10 protein-coding genes are annotated in these 19351 nt (G+C 65.8%); 8 read left to right on the top strand and 2 right to left on the bottom strand.

Annotation, left to right across the window (positions count from 1 at the left end; translation table 11 throughout):
- The first annotated feature begins 159 nt into the window (after positions 1 to 159).
- Complete coding sequence (locus LDZ26_RS17395) at positions 160 to 1284, top strand: succinylglutamate desuccinylase/aspartoacylase family protein (RefSeq protein WP_244849405.1); 1125 nt, start codon at positions 160 to 162, stop codon at positions 1282 to 1284.
- A gap of 33 nt (positions 1285 to 1317) precedes the next feature.
- On the opposite strand, the gene LDZ26_RS17390 is transcribed toward LDZ26_RS17395, so the two are convergent.
- Positions 1318 to 3309: a glycoside hydrolase family 28 protein gene (locus tag LDZ26_RS17390; protein WP_244849404.1), complete on the bottom strand. Its 1992-nt coding sequence runs from the start codon at positions 3307 to 3309 to the stop codon at positions 1318 to 1320.
- A gap of 299 nt (positions 3310 to 3608) precedes the next feature.
- Between LDZ26_RS17390 and LDZ26_RS17385 the strand changes: the two genes are divergently transcribed.
- The 4 genes from LDZ26_RS17385 to LDZ26_RS17370 all read left to right on the top strand — a co-directional run bounded on the left by LDZ26_RS17385 (position 3609) and on the right by LDZ26_RS17370 (position 12211).
- On the top strand, positions 3609 to 4502 hold the full coding sequence (locus LDZ26_RS17385) for an alpha/beta fold hydrolase (RefSeq protein WP_244849403.1): 894 nt from the start codon (positions 3609 to 3611) through the stop codon (positions 4500 to 4502).
- A 174-nt stretch (positions 4503 to 4676) separates the two neighbouring features.
- Positions 4677 to 10487 (top strand): excinuclease ABC subunit UvrA, encoded by a 5811-nt coding sequence (gene uvrA, locus LDZ26_RS17380; RefSeq protein WP_244849402.1) that lies wholly within the window; start codon positions 4677 to 4679, stop codon positions 10485 to 10487.
- The gene (locus LDZ26_RS17375; protein WP_244849401.1) at positions 10487 to 10891 is read left to right on the top strand and encodes an ACT domain-containing protein; all 405 of its coding nucleotides are present in this window, start codon (positions 10487 to 10489) and stop codon (positions 10889 to 10891) included. Before uvrA ends, LDZ26_RS17375 begins: the two co-directional genes overlap by 1 nt.
- Positions 10892 to 10930: 39 nt before the next feature.
- Complete coding sequence (locus tag LDZ26_RS17370) at positions 10931 to 12211, top strand: DUF445 domain-containing protein (protein ID WP_244849400.1); 1281 nt, start codon at positions 10931 to 10933, stop codon at positions 12209 to 12211.
- 2 nt (positions 12212 to 12213) lie between these two features.
- Here LDZ26_RS17370 and LDZ26_RS17365 read toward each other — a convergent pair whose 3' ends face one another.
- Positions 12214 to 13410 (bottom strand): hypothetical protein, encoded by a 1197-nt coding sequence (locus LDZ26_RS17365; protein WP_244849399.1) that lies wholly within the window; start codon positions 13408 to 13410, stop codon positions 12214 to 12216.
- A 631-nt stretch (positions 13411 to 14041) separates the two neighbouring features.
- On the opposite strand from LDZ26_RS17365, the gene LDZ26_RS17360 reads away from it, so the two are divergent.
- The 3 genes from LDZ26_RS17360 to LDZ26_RS17350 all read left to right on the top strand — a co-directional run bounded on the left by LDZ26_RS17360 (position 14042) and on the right by LDZ26_RS17350 (position 19252).
- Positions 14042 to 14518, top strand: coding sequence for a nuclear transport factor 2 family protein (locus LDZ26_RS17360; RefSeq protein WP_244849398.1), 477 nt, complete (start codon positions 14042 to 14044; stop codon positions 14516 to 14518).
- The gene (locus LDZ26_RS17355) at positions 14515 to 16428 is read left to right on the top strand and encodes an amylo-alpha-1,6-glucosidase (RefSeq protein WP_244849397.1); all 1914 of its coding nucleotides are present in this window, start codon (positions 14515 to 14517) and stop codon (positions 16426 to 16428) included. Before LDZ26_RS17360 ends, LDZ26_RS17355 begins: the two co-directional genes overlap by 4 nt.
- A gap of 88 nt (positions 16429 to 16516) precedes the next feature.
- Positions 16517 to 19252: a glucosidase gene (locus LDZ26_RS17350; protein WP_244849396.1), complete on the top strand. Its 2736-nt coding sequence runs from the start codon at positions 16517 to 16519 to the stop codon at positions 19250 to 19252.
- Positions 19253 to 19351 lie beyond the last annotated feature (99 nt).

Raw genomic sequence — 19351 nt, 5'->3', positions numbered from 1 at the left:
TAGCGTGCTCGCGGAAGAAAGCATGCAGCGCTAGCCTTAGTGGTTCGAGCGCGAGATAATCCGTGCGCGGGATGCTGTGCATCGCGCCGAACACGGCCTCGGTCGTCGCGGAGATGAACGCCGGCTCCGAGTGAATGAAATTAATACGAACCACTAAATATGCGGATCGAACGCGCGCCGCTCGTCACGACGACGCTCGGCACCACGCGCGAGCTTGTCAGTTTTCACTTCGGCGTACCCGGTGCGCACGAAAAGGTCTACGTGCAGGCATCGCTTCACGCAGACGAGACGCCCGCCATGCTCACCGCCTGGCGCCTCAAGCAGCGGCTCGAAGAACTCGAAGCGAGCAGGCGCGTGCGCGGCCAAGTCGTGCTCGTGCCGGTGGCCAACCCCATCGGTTTGTCGCAGCATGTGCTGGGTCAGTTCATCGGACGCTTCGAGAGCAACAGCGGGCACAACTTCAACCGCCACTTTCCGATGCCGCCTGCAAGCGCGTTGGTCGAACGCATTCGTCCACGCTTGTCGGCCACGGATGCCACGCACAACACCCGGCTTCTGCGCGCGGCGGTGCGCGAGATGCTCGGCGAAATGACCGCGCCTAACGAATTCGAAGCGTTGCGGCTCGCGCTGCTCAGGCATGCATCCGACGCGGACATCGTGCTCGATCTGCATTGTTCGCGCGAAGCGACGATGCATCTTTATACCAGTCCCGCAAGCTGGCCCGCCATCGAGCCACTTGCCCGCTACCTCGGCGCGAACGGCGTGCTGCTCGCGACCGATTCCGGCGGCCAGTCGTTCGACGAGATTCACGCGTTGCTGTGGAACGAAGTGCGTGCGTTGCTCGGCGACGGCACGCCGCTCGGTGCGCCGAACATCGCCGCGACGGTGGAGCATCGCGGCCAGCGGGACGTGGACTATGAATACGCAGAGCGCGATGCGGAAGCCATCGTCGACTTCCTGATCGCACGCGGTGTAATCGAAGGCGAGGCGCGCGCGCTGCCGCCGCTCGCGCAATCCGCGACGCCCCTCGCAGGCAGCGAGCAGCTGACGGCGCCGGTGAGTGGCATCGTCGTGTACCGCGCGGCAATCGGCGCGATGCTGAAGGCGGGCGATGCAGTCCTCGACATCATCGATCCGCTGACGGATGCCGTGACCACCGTCACCACGAAGAACGATGGCGTCTTCTACATGCGACGCGCCATTCGCTTCGTCTATGCAGGCGCGCCGATCGGGCGAATCACCGGTGCAACGGCGTTCAGAACCGGCGTGCTGATCGGCGCGTGACGCGGCGAAAATGCCGCGGCACCCGCCTGGTCTTTACCGCGCGTCGGTGATGGTCTGATTCAACGTCTTCCCCGCGATCACCGTATTGTTGAGCACGATGTCATGCACGTTGTACGCGTAGATCGGTCCGGGCGTGGTCGCCGTGGCCGGTCCCGCTGCGACAGGCGTGCCGAAATCGCAATTGGTGATCGTGACGCCGGCAATGGCGGGAATCGCGGGCCTCGGCGCGGGTCCGTTGTAGTCGAACGCAACGGGACCTTGCGCGACGATCGCCTGAAAGCATGAGCCGGTCACGCCGTTCAGCGTGACGTTGCTCGCCTTCACGTTCGAGATGTTGACGTTCTGCACCAGCGCCGGCCGCGTGCGGATGGCGTCCTTCGACGGCTGATAGTCGCAATCGAACGTGATGATGCCGCCTTGCGCCGCCGGCGGATTCGCCGCGCTCGCCGTGACCACGCCGAGCGGCACGGTCGCGTTGATCGGGCTGCCCGCGAGCAGGCTGCTGCCGTAACCCGACGGCGTCAGACTCACGCCGTTAGGCAGCGTCACGTTATCGACGTAGAAGTTCTTCACGAAGCCGCCGCGATTCATGTTGGTCTTCACGCGAATCGCGATATTGAGCGAGTTCGTCGCCCAGAACTTGTTCAGCATCTGAAGGTTGCGCGCATAGATGTTCTGCACGCCGCCGCCCATTTCGCTGCCGAGCGTGATGCCGCCGTGGCCGCTGTTCATCGTGCAGTTCTGGATGACGTGATTCTGCGCGGGACCGTATTGTGTATCGAGGTCCTTACCCGACTTGATTGCGATGCAGTCGTCGCCGGTGTTGAACGTGACGCTGTCGCACAACACCATGTCGCAGGCGTCGGGATCGAAGCCGTCGTTGTTGGGCCCGATGCTGTCCACCGTCACGCCGGTAATGACCACATTCTTGCAATCGGTCGGATGATGCTGCCAGAACGGCGTATTGATGGTACGGTAGCCTTGCATCAGAACATTAGTACACCCGATGAATTCCACCATGCTCGGCCGCAGATAATGTCCGATGCCGAAGATGCGCTTTTCGATCGCCACGCCCGCTTCCGACAGCGCGGGCAGATAGTTTTGATCCTGTTGCCACGGCGTCGCGGGATCGGTGAGCTTGGCGTAAAGCGCATCGGAAATACCGGGCGCGGCGGTTTTCAGATCGACGTTGTTCGGATTCGCGAACGCCTGCGAGGGCGTCGACGAGCCTGCGTAGCCGTAGGCGCCGCTATTGCCTTTCCACGTCCACCAGCACGTCGACGTGTTGCCGCTGCCGGCGAACGGCGTCATCGCCTGGCCGTTGAGGACGGATGTATCGCCTTCGCCGGTGATCGCGATGTTCGTCTGATTGCGCGCGTAGACGGGCGGGCCGTAGTTCAGGCAGTCGTTGGCCTGCCACCGGCTGTAGTAGAGCTTGCCGTTCGCGCCGCAGTCGATCGGGCCGTCCTTCGCGTAGTCCGCCGGATTCGGGCTGAAGAAGATTTCGCAATTCGCGCTCAGGTGAAAGTCGACGTTGGATTGCAGGATGATCGGCCCCGCGCAATACCAGTTGCCGGCCGGCACGACCACGCGTCCGCCGCCCGCCGCGCTGCACGCCGCGATGGCCGCGAGGAACGCGGGGCGCGAGTCGAAGGAGCCGGGCGCCTGCGTCTGGTCCGCGCCGGTGCTGAGCGGCGACTTCGACGGATCGGTGTACGGGCTCGTTGCGGCGATCACGGTACACGGCTTTGCGCCGTAATCGGTGACGAGGAACTGGCGGCTCGGCACCATCGACGTGGACACGTTCTTCAGCGCGTTGATGATCTGCGTCGCGGAACCGGACGGGCCCCAGATCGGGTCCTCGGGCGTGGTCGGGGCGCTCGAATCGTGGTTGCCGCCTCCGCAGCCGGCGAGCACGCTCAGACTGCCGAGGCCGCCGATGAGCGGCGCGCTCGCCGACGCGCCGGCGAATTTCAGCAGCGAGCGGCGGCGGGCAGAAGCGGGGGCGGTGGGGCGCTGTTTCATGCTTGTCTCCATTCCGGTATCGACCGGTTTTGATGTAGGCCGCTTCGAATGATGTCGTATGACGACTTTTCAGCGTAAGCAGCCATGTAAGAAACCGTTTTCCTGTCCGACGATACCGACGCCATGCAAGGCGCGTCAAGGCGCGCATCCGCACTTCATGCTCGGGACTTTCCCGTAAGGAAGCGATTACGCGCGCAGCGCATCTCATATGACATCATGCGTCACTATTGCCGCCGCCGTCCGACGTCGAATCGCAGGCGGCTCTAAAATTCACGCTTCGCTTCCCGAATGGAGGAGCCATGCTGACCTTCGAACTGCACGCAGAGACGCCGACGCTCGATATCGCCTACGCCGACGCCGGCCCCGCCGATGGACCGCCCGTCATCCTGCTGCACGGCTGGCCGGACGCCGCGCGCGCCTGGTCGAACGTCGCGGCGCGGCTCAACGCGGCGGGCTACCGCACCATCGTTCCCGAATTGCGCGGCGCGGGCGGCACGCGCTTCCTGCGCGCGGGCACCATCCGCGATGGCTCCGGCGTCGCGCTGGCGCAAGACGCCGTCGATCTGGCGGATGCGCTCGGCATCGCCCGTTTCGACGTGGTCGGTCACGACTGGGGCGCGCGCGCCGCCTACACGCTCGCCGCGCTGTTCCCTGACCGCGTGAGGCGCATGGCCGCCATCGCGCTGGCGTTTCAGCCGCGCGGCAAGTTCACGTTGCCGCGCGATTTCGCGCAGGCGCGGCGCTTCTGGTACCAGTGGTTCATGTCGCTCGATGACGCGCCGGACGTGATCGCCGCCGATCCGAAGGGCTTTGCGCGCATCCAATGGGATACATGGTCGCCGCCCGGCTGGTTCGACGAAGCGGAGTTCGCCGCCACCGCGCGCGCGTTCGACAACCCGGACTGGGTGCCGATCACGCTGAACGCGTATCGCCGCCGCTGGCGCAGCGATCAGCCGTCGGACCCGGCGCTCGAACCGTTGTACGAGCGGCTTGCGACCATCGAGCGCATTGGCGTGCCGGCGGTGATGATCCAGGGCGGCTCGGATTTCTGCGATGACGTCTCGATGTCCGAAGGACAGGAAGGCTGCTTCACGGCGGGCTATCGGCGCGTCGTGATCGACGGCGCGGGGCATTTTCCGCCGCGCGAAGCGCCCGACGCCGTCGCCGATGCGCTCATCGCCCACTTGCGCTGACGGCGAGCGGGCGAGCTACTTGCAAGTGCCGGGCGAAGGCTTCGCCCGCTTTTTGCGACCGGTACTGTATGGGTGTACAGTACCGGTCGCTGCGGCAGGCGCCTGCCGCCGGACAACCGCGCGGCGCCGCCCACGGCCTCACAGGCCGTCCATCACATTGAACCGGTTGAAAAATTGGCATCGAACAACGCAATCCGCATTCGCGGCGCCCGTCAACATAACCTCAAGAATCTCGATATCGACTTGCACACCGGCCAGATGACGGTGGTGACCGGCCCGTCCGGTTCGGGCAAGTCGAGCCTCGTGTTCGACACGCTCTACGCCGAAGGCCAGCGCCGCTACGTCGAAACGTTCAGCGCGTATGCACGCCAGTTCCTCGACCGCATGGACCGCCCGCAGGTCGATCGGGTGGACGGCGTGCCGCCCGCCATCGCCATCGACCAGACGAACCCGGTGCGCAGTTCGCGCTCGACCGTCGGCACGATGACCGAGCTCAACGATCACCTGAAGCTCTTCTACGCGCGCGCCGCCGAACTCTTCGACAGGAAGACCGCGCATCGCGTGCGGCACGACACGCCCGAGACCATCTATGCGGAACTGCTGGAGCGCACGCGCGACGGCGATCCGCGGCTCGCCGTGACGTTTCCCGTCGAACTGCCGGACACGACGAGCGACGACGAAGTCGCGCAGTGGCTTTCCGCGAGCGGCTACACGCGCGTGCAGGCGAAGCGCCACGTTGAGACGGAAGCGGGCGCGCGGCAAGTGCTCGATGTCGTCGCGGACCGGTTTCGCCTACAAGGCACGGAGCGCTCGCGGGCGCTGGAGGCCATCGAAGGCGCGCTCTTGCGCGGCAGCGGTCGCGTGAACGTGTATGTGCTGAAGGACGAAGCCGAACCCGATATCTGGCGCTTCTCGACCGGCCTGCACAGCCCGGAAAGCGACCTGCGTTATGCCGATCCGCAGCCGGCGCTGTTCTCGTTCAACTCGGCCTACGGCGCGTGCGAGACGTGTCGCGGTTTCGGGCGCGTGATCGGCGTGGATTACGGCCTCGTCATTCCGGACGAGAAAAAGACGCTGCGCGAAGGCGCGATCAAGACGCTGCAAACGCCCGCGTGGAAGGAGAATCAGGATGATCTCGTGCGCTACGGTGCGAAGGCGGGCATCCGGCTCGGCGTGCCGTGGAGCGATCTGACGCAGAAAGAGCGCGACTGGGTCATCCACGGATCGCCGGACTGGACCGGCAAGTGGGGCAGCCAGTGGTACGGCGTGCAGCGTTTCTTCGACTATCTGGAGTCGAAGGCGTACAAGATGCACATCCGCGTGCTGCTTTCCAAGTACCGCAGCTATACGACGTGTCCCGCCTGCGCGGGCGCCCGGCTCAAGACGGAATCGCTCTTGTGGCGCCTCGGCACGAAGGAACAGGCCGACGCGGTGCTCGCGCCCGCGGACCGCTTCTTGCCGAACGGCGTCGACTGGACGCGCGATCAGCTCGAAGCGTTGCCGGGCCTGACCGTGCACGACCTGATGCTGATGCCGATCGAGCGCATCCGCCGCTTCTTCGATTCGCTCACGCTGCCGTCCACGTTGCTGGACGAGGCGCTCAAGCTGCTGCACGCCGAAGTGCGCACGCGCCTCAAGTATCTGTGCGACGTCGGCCTCGGCTATCTGACGCTGGACCGGCAAAGCCGCACGCTCTCGGGCGGCGAAGTGCAGCGCATCAACCTGACGACCGCGCTCGGCACGTCGCTCGTGAACACGCTGTTCGTGCTGGACGAGCCGAGCATCGGGCTGCATCCGCGCGATCTGAACCGCATCGTGGAGGCCATGCACCGTCTGCGCGATGCGGGCAATACGCTCGTCGTCGTCGAACATGATCCTTCGGTGATGCTCGCGGCGGATCGCCTGATCGATATGGGACCGGGGCCGGGCGAGCGCGGCGGGCAGATCGTCTATGACGGCACGCCCGACGATATTCAATCGAGCGACACGCTCACCGGCGCGTATCTCGGCGGCCGCAAGCACGTCGCGCACGCGTCCAACTGGACGCGCCGCGCGGTGGATGCGAACTCGCCGCGTCTTGTTCTCGAAGGCGCGAGCGATCACAACTTGCAGGACGTGACGGTCGAGATTCCGCTCGAGCGCCTCGTTTGCGTGACGGGCGTCTCCGGCTCGGGCAAATCGACGCTGATTCAGGACGTGCTCGCGCCCGCGCTCATGCGTCACTTCGGCAAGGCGACCGAAGCGCCCGGCGCGTTTCGCGCGCTGAAGGGCGCGGATCAACTGAGCGACGTCGTGTTCGTGGATCAGTCGCCGATCGGCCGCACGGCGCGCTCGAACCCGGCGAGCTATGTCGGCGCGTTCGACGAAATCCGCAAGCTGTTCGCGAAAGCGCCGCTCGCGGCGCAGCGCGGCTACGGCGCGAGCATGTTCAGCTTCAACTCGGGCGACGGGCGCTGCCCGACGTGCGGCGGCTCGGGCTTCGAGCACGTCGAGATGCAGTTTCTCTCCGACGTCTACCTGCGCTGTCCGGATTGCGACGGCCGGCGTTATCGCGCCGAGATTCTCGACGTGAAGATCGAGCGCGGCGGGCGCGAACTGAGCGTCGCGGACGTGCTGGAACTGACCGTGAGCGAAGCCGTCGAGTGCTTCGCGAGCGACGCGGACGTGCTGCGCGTGCTACAGCCTATCGTCGATGTCGGTCTCGAATACGTGAAGCTCGGCCAGCCGGTGCCGACGCTCTCGGGCGGCGAAGCGCAGCGCCTGAAGCTCGCGGGCTTTCTCGCGGAAACGGCATCGCCGAATCAGAAAGCGCGGCTTTTCATGTTCGACGAGCCGACCACGGGCCTGCATTTCGACGACATCGCCAAGCTGATGCAGGCGTTGCGCAGGCTGCTTGGGCGCGGACATTCGCTGATCGTCATCGAGCACAATCTCGACGTGATTCGCGCGGCGGACTGGATCATCGATCTCGGTCCCGAAGGCGGCGACGGCGGCGGGCAAGTGGTGTGCGTCGGCACGCCGGATGACGTCGCGGCCTGCGAGCAGTCGCACACGGGCCGCGCGCTCCTCGACTACGAAGAAGCCATGACGCCCGGCGCGGCGGAGAAGCGCGCGGGCGTGCCGCTGCAACTCGCGGCGGAAGTGGCGAGCGCGCGGCGCGCATTGCAGGGCGAGGACGTCGTGCGCATCGTCAATGCGCGCGAGCACAATCTGAAGTCGCTCGATGTCGATATCCCGCACAACAAGTTCAACGTGGTGACGGGCGTGTCCGGCTCGGGCAAGTCCACGCTCGCGTTCGATATTCTGTTCCACGAAGGACAGCGGCGTTATCTCGAATCGCTGAACGCGTATGCGCGCTCCATCGTGCAGCCGGCGGGCCGGCCCGAGGTGGATGCGGTCTATGGCATTCCGCCGACGGTTGCCATCGAGCAGCGTCTGTCGCGCGGCGGGCGCAAGAGCACGGTCGCGACGACTTCGGAAGTCTGGCACTTCCTGCGCCTTCTGTACGTGAAGCTCGGCATCCAGCACTGCATTCACGACGGCACGCCGGTTCAGGCGCAAAGCTCAGAGCAGATCGCCGCGCAGATTCTGCGCGACTTCAAGGGCCAGCATGTGGGCCTGCTCGCGCCGCTCGTGGTAAACCGCAAGGGCGTCTATACCGATCTCGCGAAGTGGGCGAAAGTGCGCGGCAACACGCATCTGCGCGTGGACGGCGACTTTCTGCCGGTCGATCCGTGGCCGAAGCTCGACCGCTTCCGCGAACACACCATCGAACTGCCGGTCGCGGATCTCGTCGTATCGGCGGAAAACGAAGCGGACCTGCGGCGTCTGCTCGACGAGACGCTCGAAATCGGCGAGGGCGTCATGCATCTGTGCGCGCCGCTCGACGGCCTGCACGGCGCGCTCTCCAGCGGCAAGCGGCGCGGCAAGGAAGAAAGCATCGTGTTTTCGACCAAGCGCGCGTGCCCGGTCTGCGGCACGAGCTACCCGGAACTCGACCCGCGCATGTTCTCGTACAACAGCAAGCATGGCTGGTGCAATACGTGCGTCGGCACGGGCGTCAAGCTGACGCGCGAGCAGCGCGCCGCGTTCGACGATACCGTGTTCGCGCAGGATGATCGCGGCCGCGAGCAGAGCATCGGCTCGGTGGATCAGGAACCGGACGATATCGTCGATCAGCCGTGCGCGGACTGCGAAGGCACGCGCCTCAACGAGGTCGCGCGCGCGGTGACGTTCGGCAACTATCCGATCACCGAAGTCGGGCGCTGGACCGTGACGGACACGCGCGAGTGGATCGCGACATTGAAGCTCACGGGCCGCGACGCGGACATCGCCCGCGACGTCGTCAGCGAAATCGAAGGACGCCTTCAGTTTCTGGAGGAAGTCGGGCTCGGTTATCTGAGTCTCGACCGCGCCGCGCCGACGCTTTCGGGCGGCGAAGCGCAGCGCATTCGTCTCGCCGCGCAACTCGGCAGCAACCTGCAAGGCGTGTGCTATGTGCTGGATGAACCGACCATCGGCCTGCATCCGCGCGACAACCTGATTCTGCTGAGCGCGCTCAAGAAGCTGAACGACAAGGGCAACACGCTCGTCGTCGTGGAGCACGACGAAGACACCATTAGGCGTGCCGATCACATCATCGATATCGGGCCGGGTGCGGGCAAGCGCGGCGGCACGGTGGTCGCGCAGGGCAGCGTGACCGATCTCGCGGCGCACAAGGCGTCGCTGACCGGACAGATGCTGGCAAACCCGATCGTGCATCCGTTGCAGCCGCGCCGCGAAGTGCGCGCGGCCGTCGGCAAGCGCCCCGCTGTGCCGGAGCAATGGCTCACGGTCGAAAACGCGACGCTGCACAACCTGCGCAACGTGACCGCGAGCGTGCCGCTGAACCGGCTCGTCGCGATCACGGGCGTATCCGGCTCGGGCAAATCGACGCTCGCCCGCGACGTGCTCATGACGAACCTGCTCGATGCCGTCGGCCGCTCGGTGCTGTCGTCGCCGGCGGTGCGGCGCGCGCGCAAGGCGGCCCAGGCCGACGCTCCGGGCGCAAAATCGCGCGCCAGCGTGCTCGCCCGCGAAACGCCGCGCCCGAAGTTCGACGTGGTCCACGCATGGCAGGGCTGCTCGGGCGTCACCGGTTTCGAATCGATCGACCGCGTGCTCGAAGTCGATCAGACGCCCATCGGCAAGACGCCGCGTTCGTGCCCGGCGACCTACATCGGCATGTGGGACACCATCCGCAAGCTGTTTGCGGACACGCTCGAAGCGCGGGCGCGCGGCTATACGCCGTCGCGCTTCTCGTTCAATACGGGCAACGGGCGCTGCCCCGCGTGCGAAGGGCAAGGCGTGCGCACCATCGCGATGAACTTCCTGCCGGACGTCAAGGTTCCGTGCGACGTCTGCCACGGCCAGCGCTTCAATCCCGAGACGCTCGCGGTGACGTGGCGCGGCAAGAACATCGGCGAAGTGCTGACCATGGAGATCGACGAGGCCGTCGAGTTCTTCGCGTCGATGCCGAGCATCGCGCATCCGCTGCAATTGATGAAGGACGTGGGCCTCGGTTATCTGACGCTCGGCCAGCCGTCGCCGACGCTATCGGGCGGCGAGGCACAGCGCATCAAGCTCGTCACCGAGTTGTCGAAAGTGCGCGACGACATCACGCGGCGCGGCCAGAAGCCGCCGCATACGCTCTATGTGCTGGACGAACCGACCGTCGGCCTGCACATGGCGGACGTCGCGAAGCTGATTCGCGTGCTGCACCGGCTGGTGGACGGCGGGCATAGCGTGATCGTGATCGAGCATGATCTCGACGTGATCGCGGAAGCCGACTGGGTGCTCGATCTCGGGCCGGAAGGCGGCGTGAACGGCGGGACCATCGTCGCGGCGGCGGACCCGGACACGCTCGCGAGTCATCCGCGCAGCCACACCGGCACGGCGCTGCGGCCGGTGCTCGGCAGAACGCGGCCCGCCGAGGATGCCGCCTGATGACGCCGACGCCCGTCTCCGATCTGCGCACGCTCCTGGCGTCCATGCAGCCCGAGCTTCAGCCCGGCGTCTATGTGTTCGCGTCGCTGCCGCATGACGCCGCGCCGGGCGGCGCGGGCATCGTCGCGACGTTTCGCGAGCGCGAAGGCGTGACCGTCGTCATGGAAGAAGGCGCGGCTATTGCCGCTGGCGTGACGCCGCTCTTTCGCGCGGCCTGGATCACGCTGAATGTGCACTCGGATCTGAACGCGGTCGGGCTGACCGCCGCATTCGCTCGCGCGCTCGGTGACGCAGGTATCAGCTGCAATGTGATGGCGGCCGCATATCACGACCACATTTTCGTGCCGCTGGAAGCAGCCGGCCGCGCCATGGACGCGCTCTTGAAGTTGCAGCAAGGGCGTTGATATGCTTGCGCGCTTCCACACTTCTATACCGACAAGCAGATGGAAACGCAGGATAAAGCCGTAGCACTGAAAAGGATGAAGTGGTTCGCCGCCGCGTTGCTCGTCGGCGCGGGCGTGCTGTTCGCCATCGGGAAGAGCCAGCACGACGCCGGCGCGTGGGCGTGGGTGTCCGCGTTCGCGGAAGCGGCCATGGTCGGCGCGCTCGCGGACTGGTTCGCCGTCGTCGCGCTGTTTCGCCATCCGCTCGGCGTGCCGGTGCCGCACACGGCCATCCTGCCCGCGAACAAGGCGCGCGTGGCCGACAACCTCGCCGTGTTCGTGCGCGACCGCTTTCTCGGCACGGATGCGCTCGTTGCCCGCGTCGATGCGTTCGATCCGGCAAGCCGCCTGTCGGTGTGGCTCGCGGAGCCGAAGAACGCGGAGCTGCTCGGCAATCGCGCGGTCGGAGCGGTCGGTCAGTTGCTGGCCTTCATCGACGACACGCGCATCAAGTCCATGCTTCACGACGCGATTCGCCGCCGCGCCGATGCCTTCGATCTTTCCGCCGCCGCGGGCAACCTGCTTTCGACGCTCACCGCCGACCGCCGCCATCAACTGCTGCTCGACGAGGGCCTCAAGCAAATGGCGGCGTGGCTCGACAAGCCCGAGGTGCAGGAGATGCTCGCGACGCGCATCGTCGCGGTGGCGGGCGAGGAGTATCCGAAGCTCATCGGCATGCTGGGTTTCGTCGGGCTGGACGCCGGCGACCTCGGCAACAAGTTCGCGGCGGGCCTCGTGCGCGGCGCGAACCAGTGGCTGCACGACGTGACGAGCGACCCGGAACACGAACGCCGCAAAGCCTTCGATGCCGCAGTGGAACGCTTCGTCGAGCGCCTCAAATCCGATCCCGCGTTCAAGGCGCGCATCGACGAACACAAGCGCGAATGGCTTGATCGTCCCGAATTGCGCGGCTACGTGGACGGCCTGTGGGACGAGTTCACCGCATGGCTCGGCGCGGACCTCAAGCGGCCCGATTCCGCGCTGCACGCGAAGGTCGTGGCCGTCGCCGCGAGCTTCGCGCAGGCGCTCGGCGGCGATCCGCTTCTCCGCGATTCGATCAACGAGCATATGCGCGATGCGCTCAAGGCCCTCGCGCCCGAGCTGCGCGAAGGCATTGCGAAGCACATCGCCGCGACCGTCAAGCAATGGGACGACGCCACGCTGGTGCGCGACGTCGAGCTGAACATCGGGCGCGACCTCCAGTTCATTCGCGTGAACGGCACGCTCGTGGGCGGCGCGGTCGGCCTGCTCATTCACGCGGTCACGGCGTTCGCTCTCTGACGCTAGCTGCGCGCGACGGTCAGGCTTCCCGCGTTCAACAGCGACTCAACGGTTGCGCTGCCCTCGGTGCCGCTCACCGTCACGGTAAGCCCGCCCGTCAGCGCCAGCGCGAGCAGCGGGCCGCGTCCCGGCTGGCCTCGCGCGAAGGCGGGCACGGCCCATTCGTCGCCGTCCGGCGTCTCTAGCACGTAGCGCGTGTCCGGACCGAGCGCGTCCGAATCGATCATGCGGACGATGCTGCCGGTCTCGGTCTTCGGAAATCGCGTCGTCTGACAATGAAACGTCGGGCTGCCCCGATGCGGCAGTCCGACCGACGCGCCCGTGATATTCGAATTCGCGTCGGCCGTGACGCTCACCGGCAGGTGCAGCGCGAGCGCCGTCATCAGCATCTGATGGCGGCTCCCATGCTTGGCCGTATTCATCTGCGCGCAGTAGTGCGCGCCGTCCGATCCGCGCAACACGTAGCGGATCGGGCCGAGCGTGTCCGAGTCGATGATGCGCGCGAGCGTCCCGGTCTGCATGCCCGTTAGCCTCTGGCCGAACAGGACCATGGAAGGCGCGGGCTCAGACGACAGCGCGCCGACCGCGATGCCGGTGATGGCGTGCTCCTCGTTCCCGCTGACCGTGACGGGCAAGCCCGCGCGCAATGCCAGCATGGCGAGATGGTGCCGGTTCGCGTGCTCCTGGCGGTCGATTCGGGCGTGATAGCGCGTGGCCTCCGGCGTCTTGACAATGACGCTCAGCGTCTCGTCCGCTTCCTTGTCGATGATCTCGTCGATGATGCCGGAACGCGGCGTCGTCGAAATGAAGCCCGGCGCGCAGTTGAAGTTCGGCCCGAAAGCCCTCGATCCCACGGAAAGCGCAGTGAGATAGTAGTCGGCGTCGCCGGCGACGGTCACGGGCAGCTTCGCCCTGAACGCGGCCATCAGCAGGGCGCTGCGGTAGCCGTGCTCGTGCGGGCACATCTGCACGCAATGGTGCGAGCCGTCCGGGCTGCGGATGATGTACGCCATGCTGCCGAGCAGATTGGCGTCCTCGACCTGCACGACGGCGCCGGTGCGCACGTCCTCCAGCAGACGCCACGCGTAGCCGAGCCCGGGAAGCGGGACGACGTTCGGCACCGTCGCGGCGAGGTCGGTTATGTGATGCGTGGCATCCGCGCGAACCGTGACCGTGAGCCCTGATTCGAGCGCAGCCATGAGTATTGCATTTCGAAGCGGATGCTCCCGATAATCGAGTTGCGCGCAATACTGCGATCCGTCTTCGGTCTTTAGAACGTAAATAATGATATCCGGCGATTGCGGATGTATTGCGCGGCTGATAATGCCGCTGCGTAAGTCCGTCAGAAAATAATCTGCGGACGCCAATGAAAGCGTACTGACTCGAGGCCTGATTCTCATGGTGCGCGGCGTGCGACCTTTAGGCGGGCGCTGGCTGGTGAAAGTGATGGCAATGGCGGATCGTGCGAGCACGAAAGCCGCCGCAGTGTTAAGTGACGGCCTAACTATCGGGATTAGAATGACCGTTCTAGAAATCTAAGTTAAGAAAAAGTCGACGTCAATTAATATCTGTTTTTTTTCAAAAGCGGACTCATTAAGACTTTTCTAGATCGCATTAAGACCGTCTTAAAATAATGCGCTGAAACCGGTTTCCGGTTAATCGAAACGTTGCCTGTTTAATAAACGCGTGCCGTTCTCTGGCCGATTATCTAAACAGATGAAACGCGTGCGAAACGCGGCGATGATGCGCAAATCGGGCGGCGCGCTGCAATCCGGCCGCAGTCGAGCGAGAATGCCAACTTCCGCGCGGCGATTCTCTGCCAGGACCCCTATGCCGAACACGAACGTCCAACTCATCGAACGCTTTTACCGTGCGTTTCAGCGCGCCGACGCCGACGCCATGGCGGCCTGCTACGCGTCCGACATCCGCTTCGAAGATCCGGCGTTCGGGCTGCTGCACGGCCGCGAAGTCGGCGACATGTGGCGCATGCTGCTCGGCCGCGCCGCCGACTTCGCGCTGACTTTCGACTGCATCAGCGCGCTCGGACAGACCGCGAGCGCGAACGCCGTCGCGCGCTACACGTACTCCGCGACAGGGCGCGCCGTGGTCAACGAGATCGCGACGAAGTTCGCCATCCGCGACGGCCTCATCGCCGAGCAGACCGATGCGTTCGACCTCTGGCGCTGGAGCCGTCAGGCGCTGGGCGTCTCAGGCTGGCTGTTCGGCTGGACGCCGCGCATGCAGAGCGCCATCCGCACGAAGGCGCGACGCGCGCTCAGCGAGTACCGCAAACGGGCGGCGGCATGACGGCGATCGACTCGACGCGGCTGGAAGACGAATGGCTCGAAGCGGACGCGCACGGCGGCTTCGCTTCCGGCACGGTGGGAACCATGCGAACTCGCCGTTATCAGGCGCTGTTGCTTGCCGCGACGCAGCCGCCTGCGGGGCGCGTGGTGCTCGTGAACGGCATCGAGGCGTGGGTCGAGATCGGCGGCGCGCGTTTCCCGTTGACCATGCAGCACTACGCCCCGGACGTGCTGTATCCGGACGCCTCCGCGAGTCTCGTTTCCTTCGATACATCGCCGTGGCCGACCTGGCGCTATCGCGTGGGCGATGCGCAAACGGTCGTGGCGGAGTTGTTCGTCGCGAAGGAGAGCGGCGAGACCGTGCTGCGCTGGCGCCTGGAAGCGGATTCGCGCCCGCCTTCCGCGACGCTGCATGTGCGCCCGCTGCTGTCGGGGCGCGACTATCACGCGCTGCATCGCGAGAACCCGGCATTTTGTTTCGACGCCACGACGGACGGCGAGCGCGTCCACTGGAGGCCGTACACCGACCTGCCGGCGATAGGCGCGACGGCGAACGGCGCGTATCGGCACGCGCCGGACTGGTATCGCAATTTCTGCTATTCGCGCGAGCGCGAGCGCGGGCTCGATTTCATCGAAGATCTGGCGACGCCGGGCGTCTTCACGTTCGATCTGGCCGCCCGCGAAGCCGTGATGATCCTGCACGCCGATACCGGCAGCAACGTGCCGCGCGAAGCGGATGCGCTCGCGCACGCGTCGCGGCTCGCGGCCCGCGAGTCGGAGCGCCGCGCGGCGTTCACATCGCGCCTCGCCCGTTCCGCCGATGCGTATGTCGTGAAGCGCAAAGAGGGGCGCACCATCATCGCGGGCTTTCCGTGGTTCACCGACTGGGGCCGCGATACGTTCATCTCGATGCGCGGCTTGCTGATTGCGAGCGGCCGTCACGCGGACGCCGAATCGATTCTGCTCGAATGGACCGACGCGCTTTCCGAAGGCATGCTGCCGAACCGTTTCCCCGACAGCGGCGGCCAGCCGGAGTACAACTCGGTCGATGCGTCGTTGTGGTTCGTGATCGCCGTCCACGACTATCTGGCGACCGGCCATGCGCTCGCGGCCACGGCGAGTCGGCTGCAACGCGCGGTCGAAACGATCCTCGAAGGCTATGCGGGCGGCACGCGCTATCGAATCGGCGCCGACGAGGACGGCCTTTTGCGCGCGGGCGTGCCGGGCGTGCAACTCACGTGGATGGATGCGAAAGCCGGCGACTGGGTGCTGACGCCGCGCATCGGCAAGCCGGTCGAGGTTCAGGCGCTGTGGATCAATGCGCTTGCTATCGCGTCGGCATGGAATCCGCGCTGGCAGACGCTGTGCGCGCGCGCCCGGCAGAGTTTCGCGGCGCGCTTCGTCGACCCGGACACCCACGCGCTCTACGATGTCGTCGATGCCGACCACGAGCCGGGCAAGATCGACCGCTCGATTCGCCCGAACCAGATCTTCGCCGTCGGCGGCCTGCCGTTTCCGCTCGTCGAGGGCGATATCGCCCGCGCGGTGGTCGATCAGGTCGAAGCGCATCTGCTGACGCCGCTCGGCCTGCGCACGCTCGCGCCGTCCGACCCGGCGTATCGTCCGCATTATGCAGGCGGCGTGGTGGAGCGCGACGGCGCCTACCATCAGGGCACCGTCTGGCCGTGGCTCATGGGGCCGTTCGTCGAGGCGTGGCTGCGCGTGCGCGGCGCGGCGGGCGTGCGCGAGCGCTTCCTCGCGCCGCTCTACGCGCATCTGGATCATTACGGGCTGGATCACGTGAGCGAGGTCGCTGACGGCGACGCGCCGCACGCGCCGGGCGGCGCGCCGTTCCAAGCGTGGTCGCTCGCGGAACTGCTGCGCATCGAGACGCTGCTCGGCGCGGCGTGAAGCCCGTCGAATGTGCGTCCTGTCGTAAAAACGCGCTAAATTAGCCGTTTCCCGCAAGCTGCACCGAAGGCCGCAACAGGAGACGCCCATGGCGAAGACGCGCACCGTCAATCAGATCGACACCGTGGAAGGCTCGCGGCTGCATTCGAGCGACTGCCCGCGCTGGCAGCGTTGGGGGCCTTATCTGAGCGAGCGCCAGTGGGGCACCGTGCGCGAAGACTACAGCGAGTTCGGGACCGCGTGGGAGTACTTTCCGCACGATCACGCGCGCAGCCGCGCGTATCGCTGGGGCGAGGACGGCATCGCGGGCTTCGGCGACGACAAGCTCAACTGGTGCGTCTCGCTCGCGCTCTGGAACGGGCGCGATCCGATTCTGAAGGAGCGCCTCTTCGGCCTCACGAATCAGCAAGGCAATCACGGCGAGGACGTGAAGGAGCTGTACTTCTATCTCGACGGCACGCCGACGCATTCCTATATGCGCATGCTGTACAAGTATCCGCATGCGGCGTTTCCGTATGCCGATCTCGTCGATGAAAACGCGCGGCGCGGCGCGGACGTGCCCGAGTACGAAGTGCTCGATACCGGCGTGTTCGACGACGAGCGTTACTTCGACGTGCAGGTGGAATACGCGAAGCACACGCCCGACGATATCGTGATGCGCGTGACCGTCGAAAACCGCGCGGCCTATCCCGCCACGCTCGACGTGCTGCCGCAAATCTGGGCGCGCAACACGTGGTCGTGGAAGCCGACGCCGGCCAAACCGTCGGTGAAGCTGCGAACGGAGCGCGGCGTCGCGCAGGTCGCAGCGGACCATCACGGTCACGAGCCGATGATCGTCACCGCGTGGTCGCCGGATACGGACGGCATCGAATGGCTATTCTGCGAGAACGAGACCAACGTGCGGCGTCTGTTCGGCATGGAAGGCGCGGGCCCGTTCAAGGACGGCTTCAACGACTATGTCGTCGCGGGCGATGAAGACGCCATTCGCCGCGATGCCGGCACGCGCGCCGCAGCCCGGGCGCAACTCACGCTCGACGCGCACGCGACGGCCACGGTGTTTCTGCGCTGGCGTCCCGAATCCGCGCCCGACACGGTCCCGCTCGATGCCGATGCGCTTTTCGCGCGCCGCATCGCCGAGGCCGACGAGTTCTACGGCGCGTTGCAGCACGACATCGCGGGCGCGGATCAGCGGCTCGTGCAGCGGCAGGCGCTCGCGGGCATGCTGTGGTCGAAGCAGTACTACCAGTTCGACGTGACGCGCTGGCTCGACGGCGATCCGCTTCAGCCGAAGCCGCCGAAGCAGCGCCGCACCGGGCGCAATGCGGACTGGCGGCACCTGTGCAACGCGGACATCGTGTCCATGCCGGACAAGTGGGAATACCCGTGGTACGCGTCGTGGGACCTCGCGTTTCATGCGGCGGCGTTCGCGCTCATCGACCCCGCGTTCGCGAAGCGGCAGTTGCTGTTGCTCGTGAAGGACCGCTATCAGCATCCGAACGGCCAGTTGCCGGCCTACGAATGGGCGTTCAGCGACGCGAATCCGCCCGTGCATGCGTGGGCGACGTGGCGCGTGTACGAGATCGACCGCGCGATCACCGGCAAGGGCGATCGAGACTTTCTGGAACTCGTCTTCCACAAGCTGCTGCTCAACTTCTCGTGGTGGGTCAACCGCAAGGACGCCGACGGCCGCAACATCTTTCAGGGCGGATTTCTCGGGCTGGATAACGTCGGCATCTTCGATCGTTCCGCGCCGCTGCCGACGGGCGGTCATATCGATCAGGCCGACGGCACCGCTTGGATGGCCGCGTATGCGCTCGACCTCATGCGCATCGCGCTGGAACTCGCGTATGCGAACCCGGTGTTCGTGGATATCGCGGTGAAGTTCTTCGAGCACTTCCTGTATATCGCGGAAGCGGTCAGTTGCGAGGACGGCTGCGACACGGGCCTGTGGGACAGCGAGGACGAGTTCTTCTACGACAAGCTGCGCCTGCCGGACGGCTCCAGCGTGCCGATGCGCGTGCGGTCGATCGTCGGGCTGATTCCGCTTTTCGCGGTGCATGTGCTGGAGCCGAGCGTGTATCGAGCGTTGCCGGAGTTGCGCGAGCGCCTGCATTGGTTCCTCGAACATCGGCTGGATTTGTCGCGGCTCGTCTCGCGCTGGAATATCGCGGGTCAGGGCAATAGCGTGCTGCTGTCGCTCTTGCGCGGGCATCGCATGAAGGCGCTTTTGAAGCGCATGCTGGACGAGTCCGAGTTTCTGTCGGACCACGGCGTGCGGGCGCTGTCGCGCGTGCATCGCGACAGTCCGTTCGTCTTCTATCACAACGGCGAGAGCTTCTGCGTGCAGTATCAGCCGGGGGAATCGACCTCGCGCGTGTTCGGCGGCAACTCGAACTGGCGCGGGCCGGTGTGGATGCCGGTGAACTATCTGCTGATCGAATCCATTCTCGAATTCCACCGCTATTACGGCGACGATTTTCGCGTGGAGTATCCGACGGGCTCGGGGCAGACGTTCTCGCTCGCCGAGATCGCCGACGAACTCGCGCGCCGCGTGACCAAGCTGTTCCTGCTCGACAAGAACGGCGAGCGACCCGTGATGGCTGCGTATCCGCTGTTGCAAGCCGATCCGCGCTCGCGCGATCTCGTGCTCTTTCACGAGTACTTTCACGGCGACAACGGGCGCGGCGTCGGCGCGTCGCATCAGACGGGCTGGACGGGGCTCGTCGCGCTGCTGTTGCAGCCGCGCGCGTTGGGTCCATCGGGCGTCGTTCCGCTCGCGGGCGAAGCCGATGCCGACGTGCAGGAATTCGCCGGCGCAAAGTAGCCAGTTAGCAGACGCTTTTCCGTGCGCAATGCCTTGGCGGCGCTGTTCGGAGAAGTCTTATATCGCTGTTCTCTGCATCTGCGTAACTTTTACGGACGC

It is taken from the genome of Caballeronia sp. SL2Y3, from assembly GCF_022879575.1.
Taxonomy (GTDB): domain Bacteria; phylum Pseudomonadota; class Gammaproteobacteria; order Burkholderiales; family Burkholderiaceae; genus Caballeronia.
This window is presented reverse-complemented; position numbering and strand designations above follow the sequence as displayed.

What these genes read in the sequence shown, in the direction of transcription:
- LDZ26_RS17360 (WP_244849398.1), top strand. Translation starts at nt 14,042, where the DNA reads ATGCCGAACACGAACGTCCAACTCATCGAACGCTTTTACCGTGCGTTT.
- LDZ26_RS17350 (WP_244849396.1), top strand. Translation starts at nt 16,517, where the DNA reads ATGGCGAAGACGCGCACCGTCAATCAGATCGACACCGTGGAAGGCTCG.
- LDZ26_RS17390 (WP_244849404.1), bottom strand. Translation starts at nt 3,309, where the DNA reads ATGAAACAGCGCCCCACCGCCCCCGCTTCTGCCCGCCGCCGCTCGCTG.
- LDZ26_RS17385 (WP_244849403.1), top strand. Translation starts at nt 3,609, where the DNA reads ATGCTGACCTTCGAACTGCACGCAGAGACGCCGACGCTCGATATCGCC.
- LDZ26_RS17370 (WP_244849400.1), top strand. Translation starts at nt 10,931, where the DNA reads ATGGAAACGCAGGATAAAGCCGTAGCACTGAAAAGGATGAAGTGGTTC.
- LDZ26_RS17395 (WP_244849405.1), top strand. Translation starts at nt 160, where the DNA reads ATGCGGATCGAACGCGCGCCGCTCGTCACGACGACGCTCGGCACCACG.
- LDZ26_RS17355 (WP_244849397.1), top strand. Translation starts at nt 14,515, where the DNA reads ATGACGGCGATCGACTCGACGCGGCTGGAAGACGAATGGCTCGAAGCG.
- LDZ26_RS17365 (WP_244849399.1), bottom strand. Translation starts at nt 13,410, where the DNA reads ATGGCTGCGCTCGAATCAGGGCTCACGGTCACGGTTCGCGCGGATGCC.
- LDZ26_RS17375 (WP_244849401.1), top strand. Translation starts at nt 10,487, where the DNA reads ATGACGCCGACGCCCGTCTCCGATCTGCGCACGCTCCTGGCGTCCATG.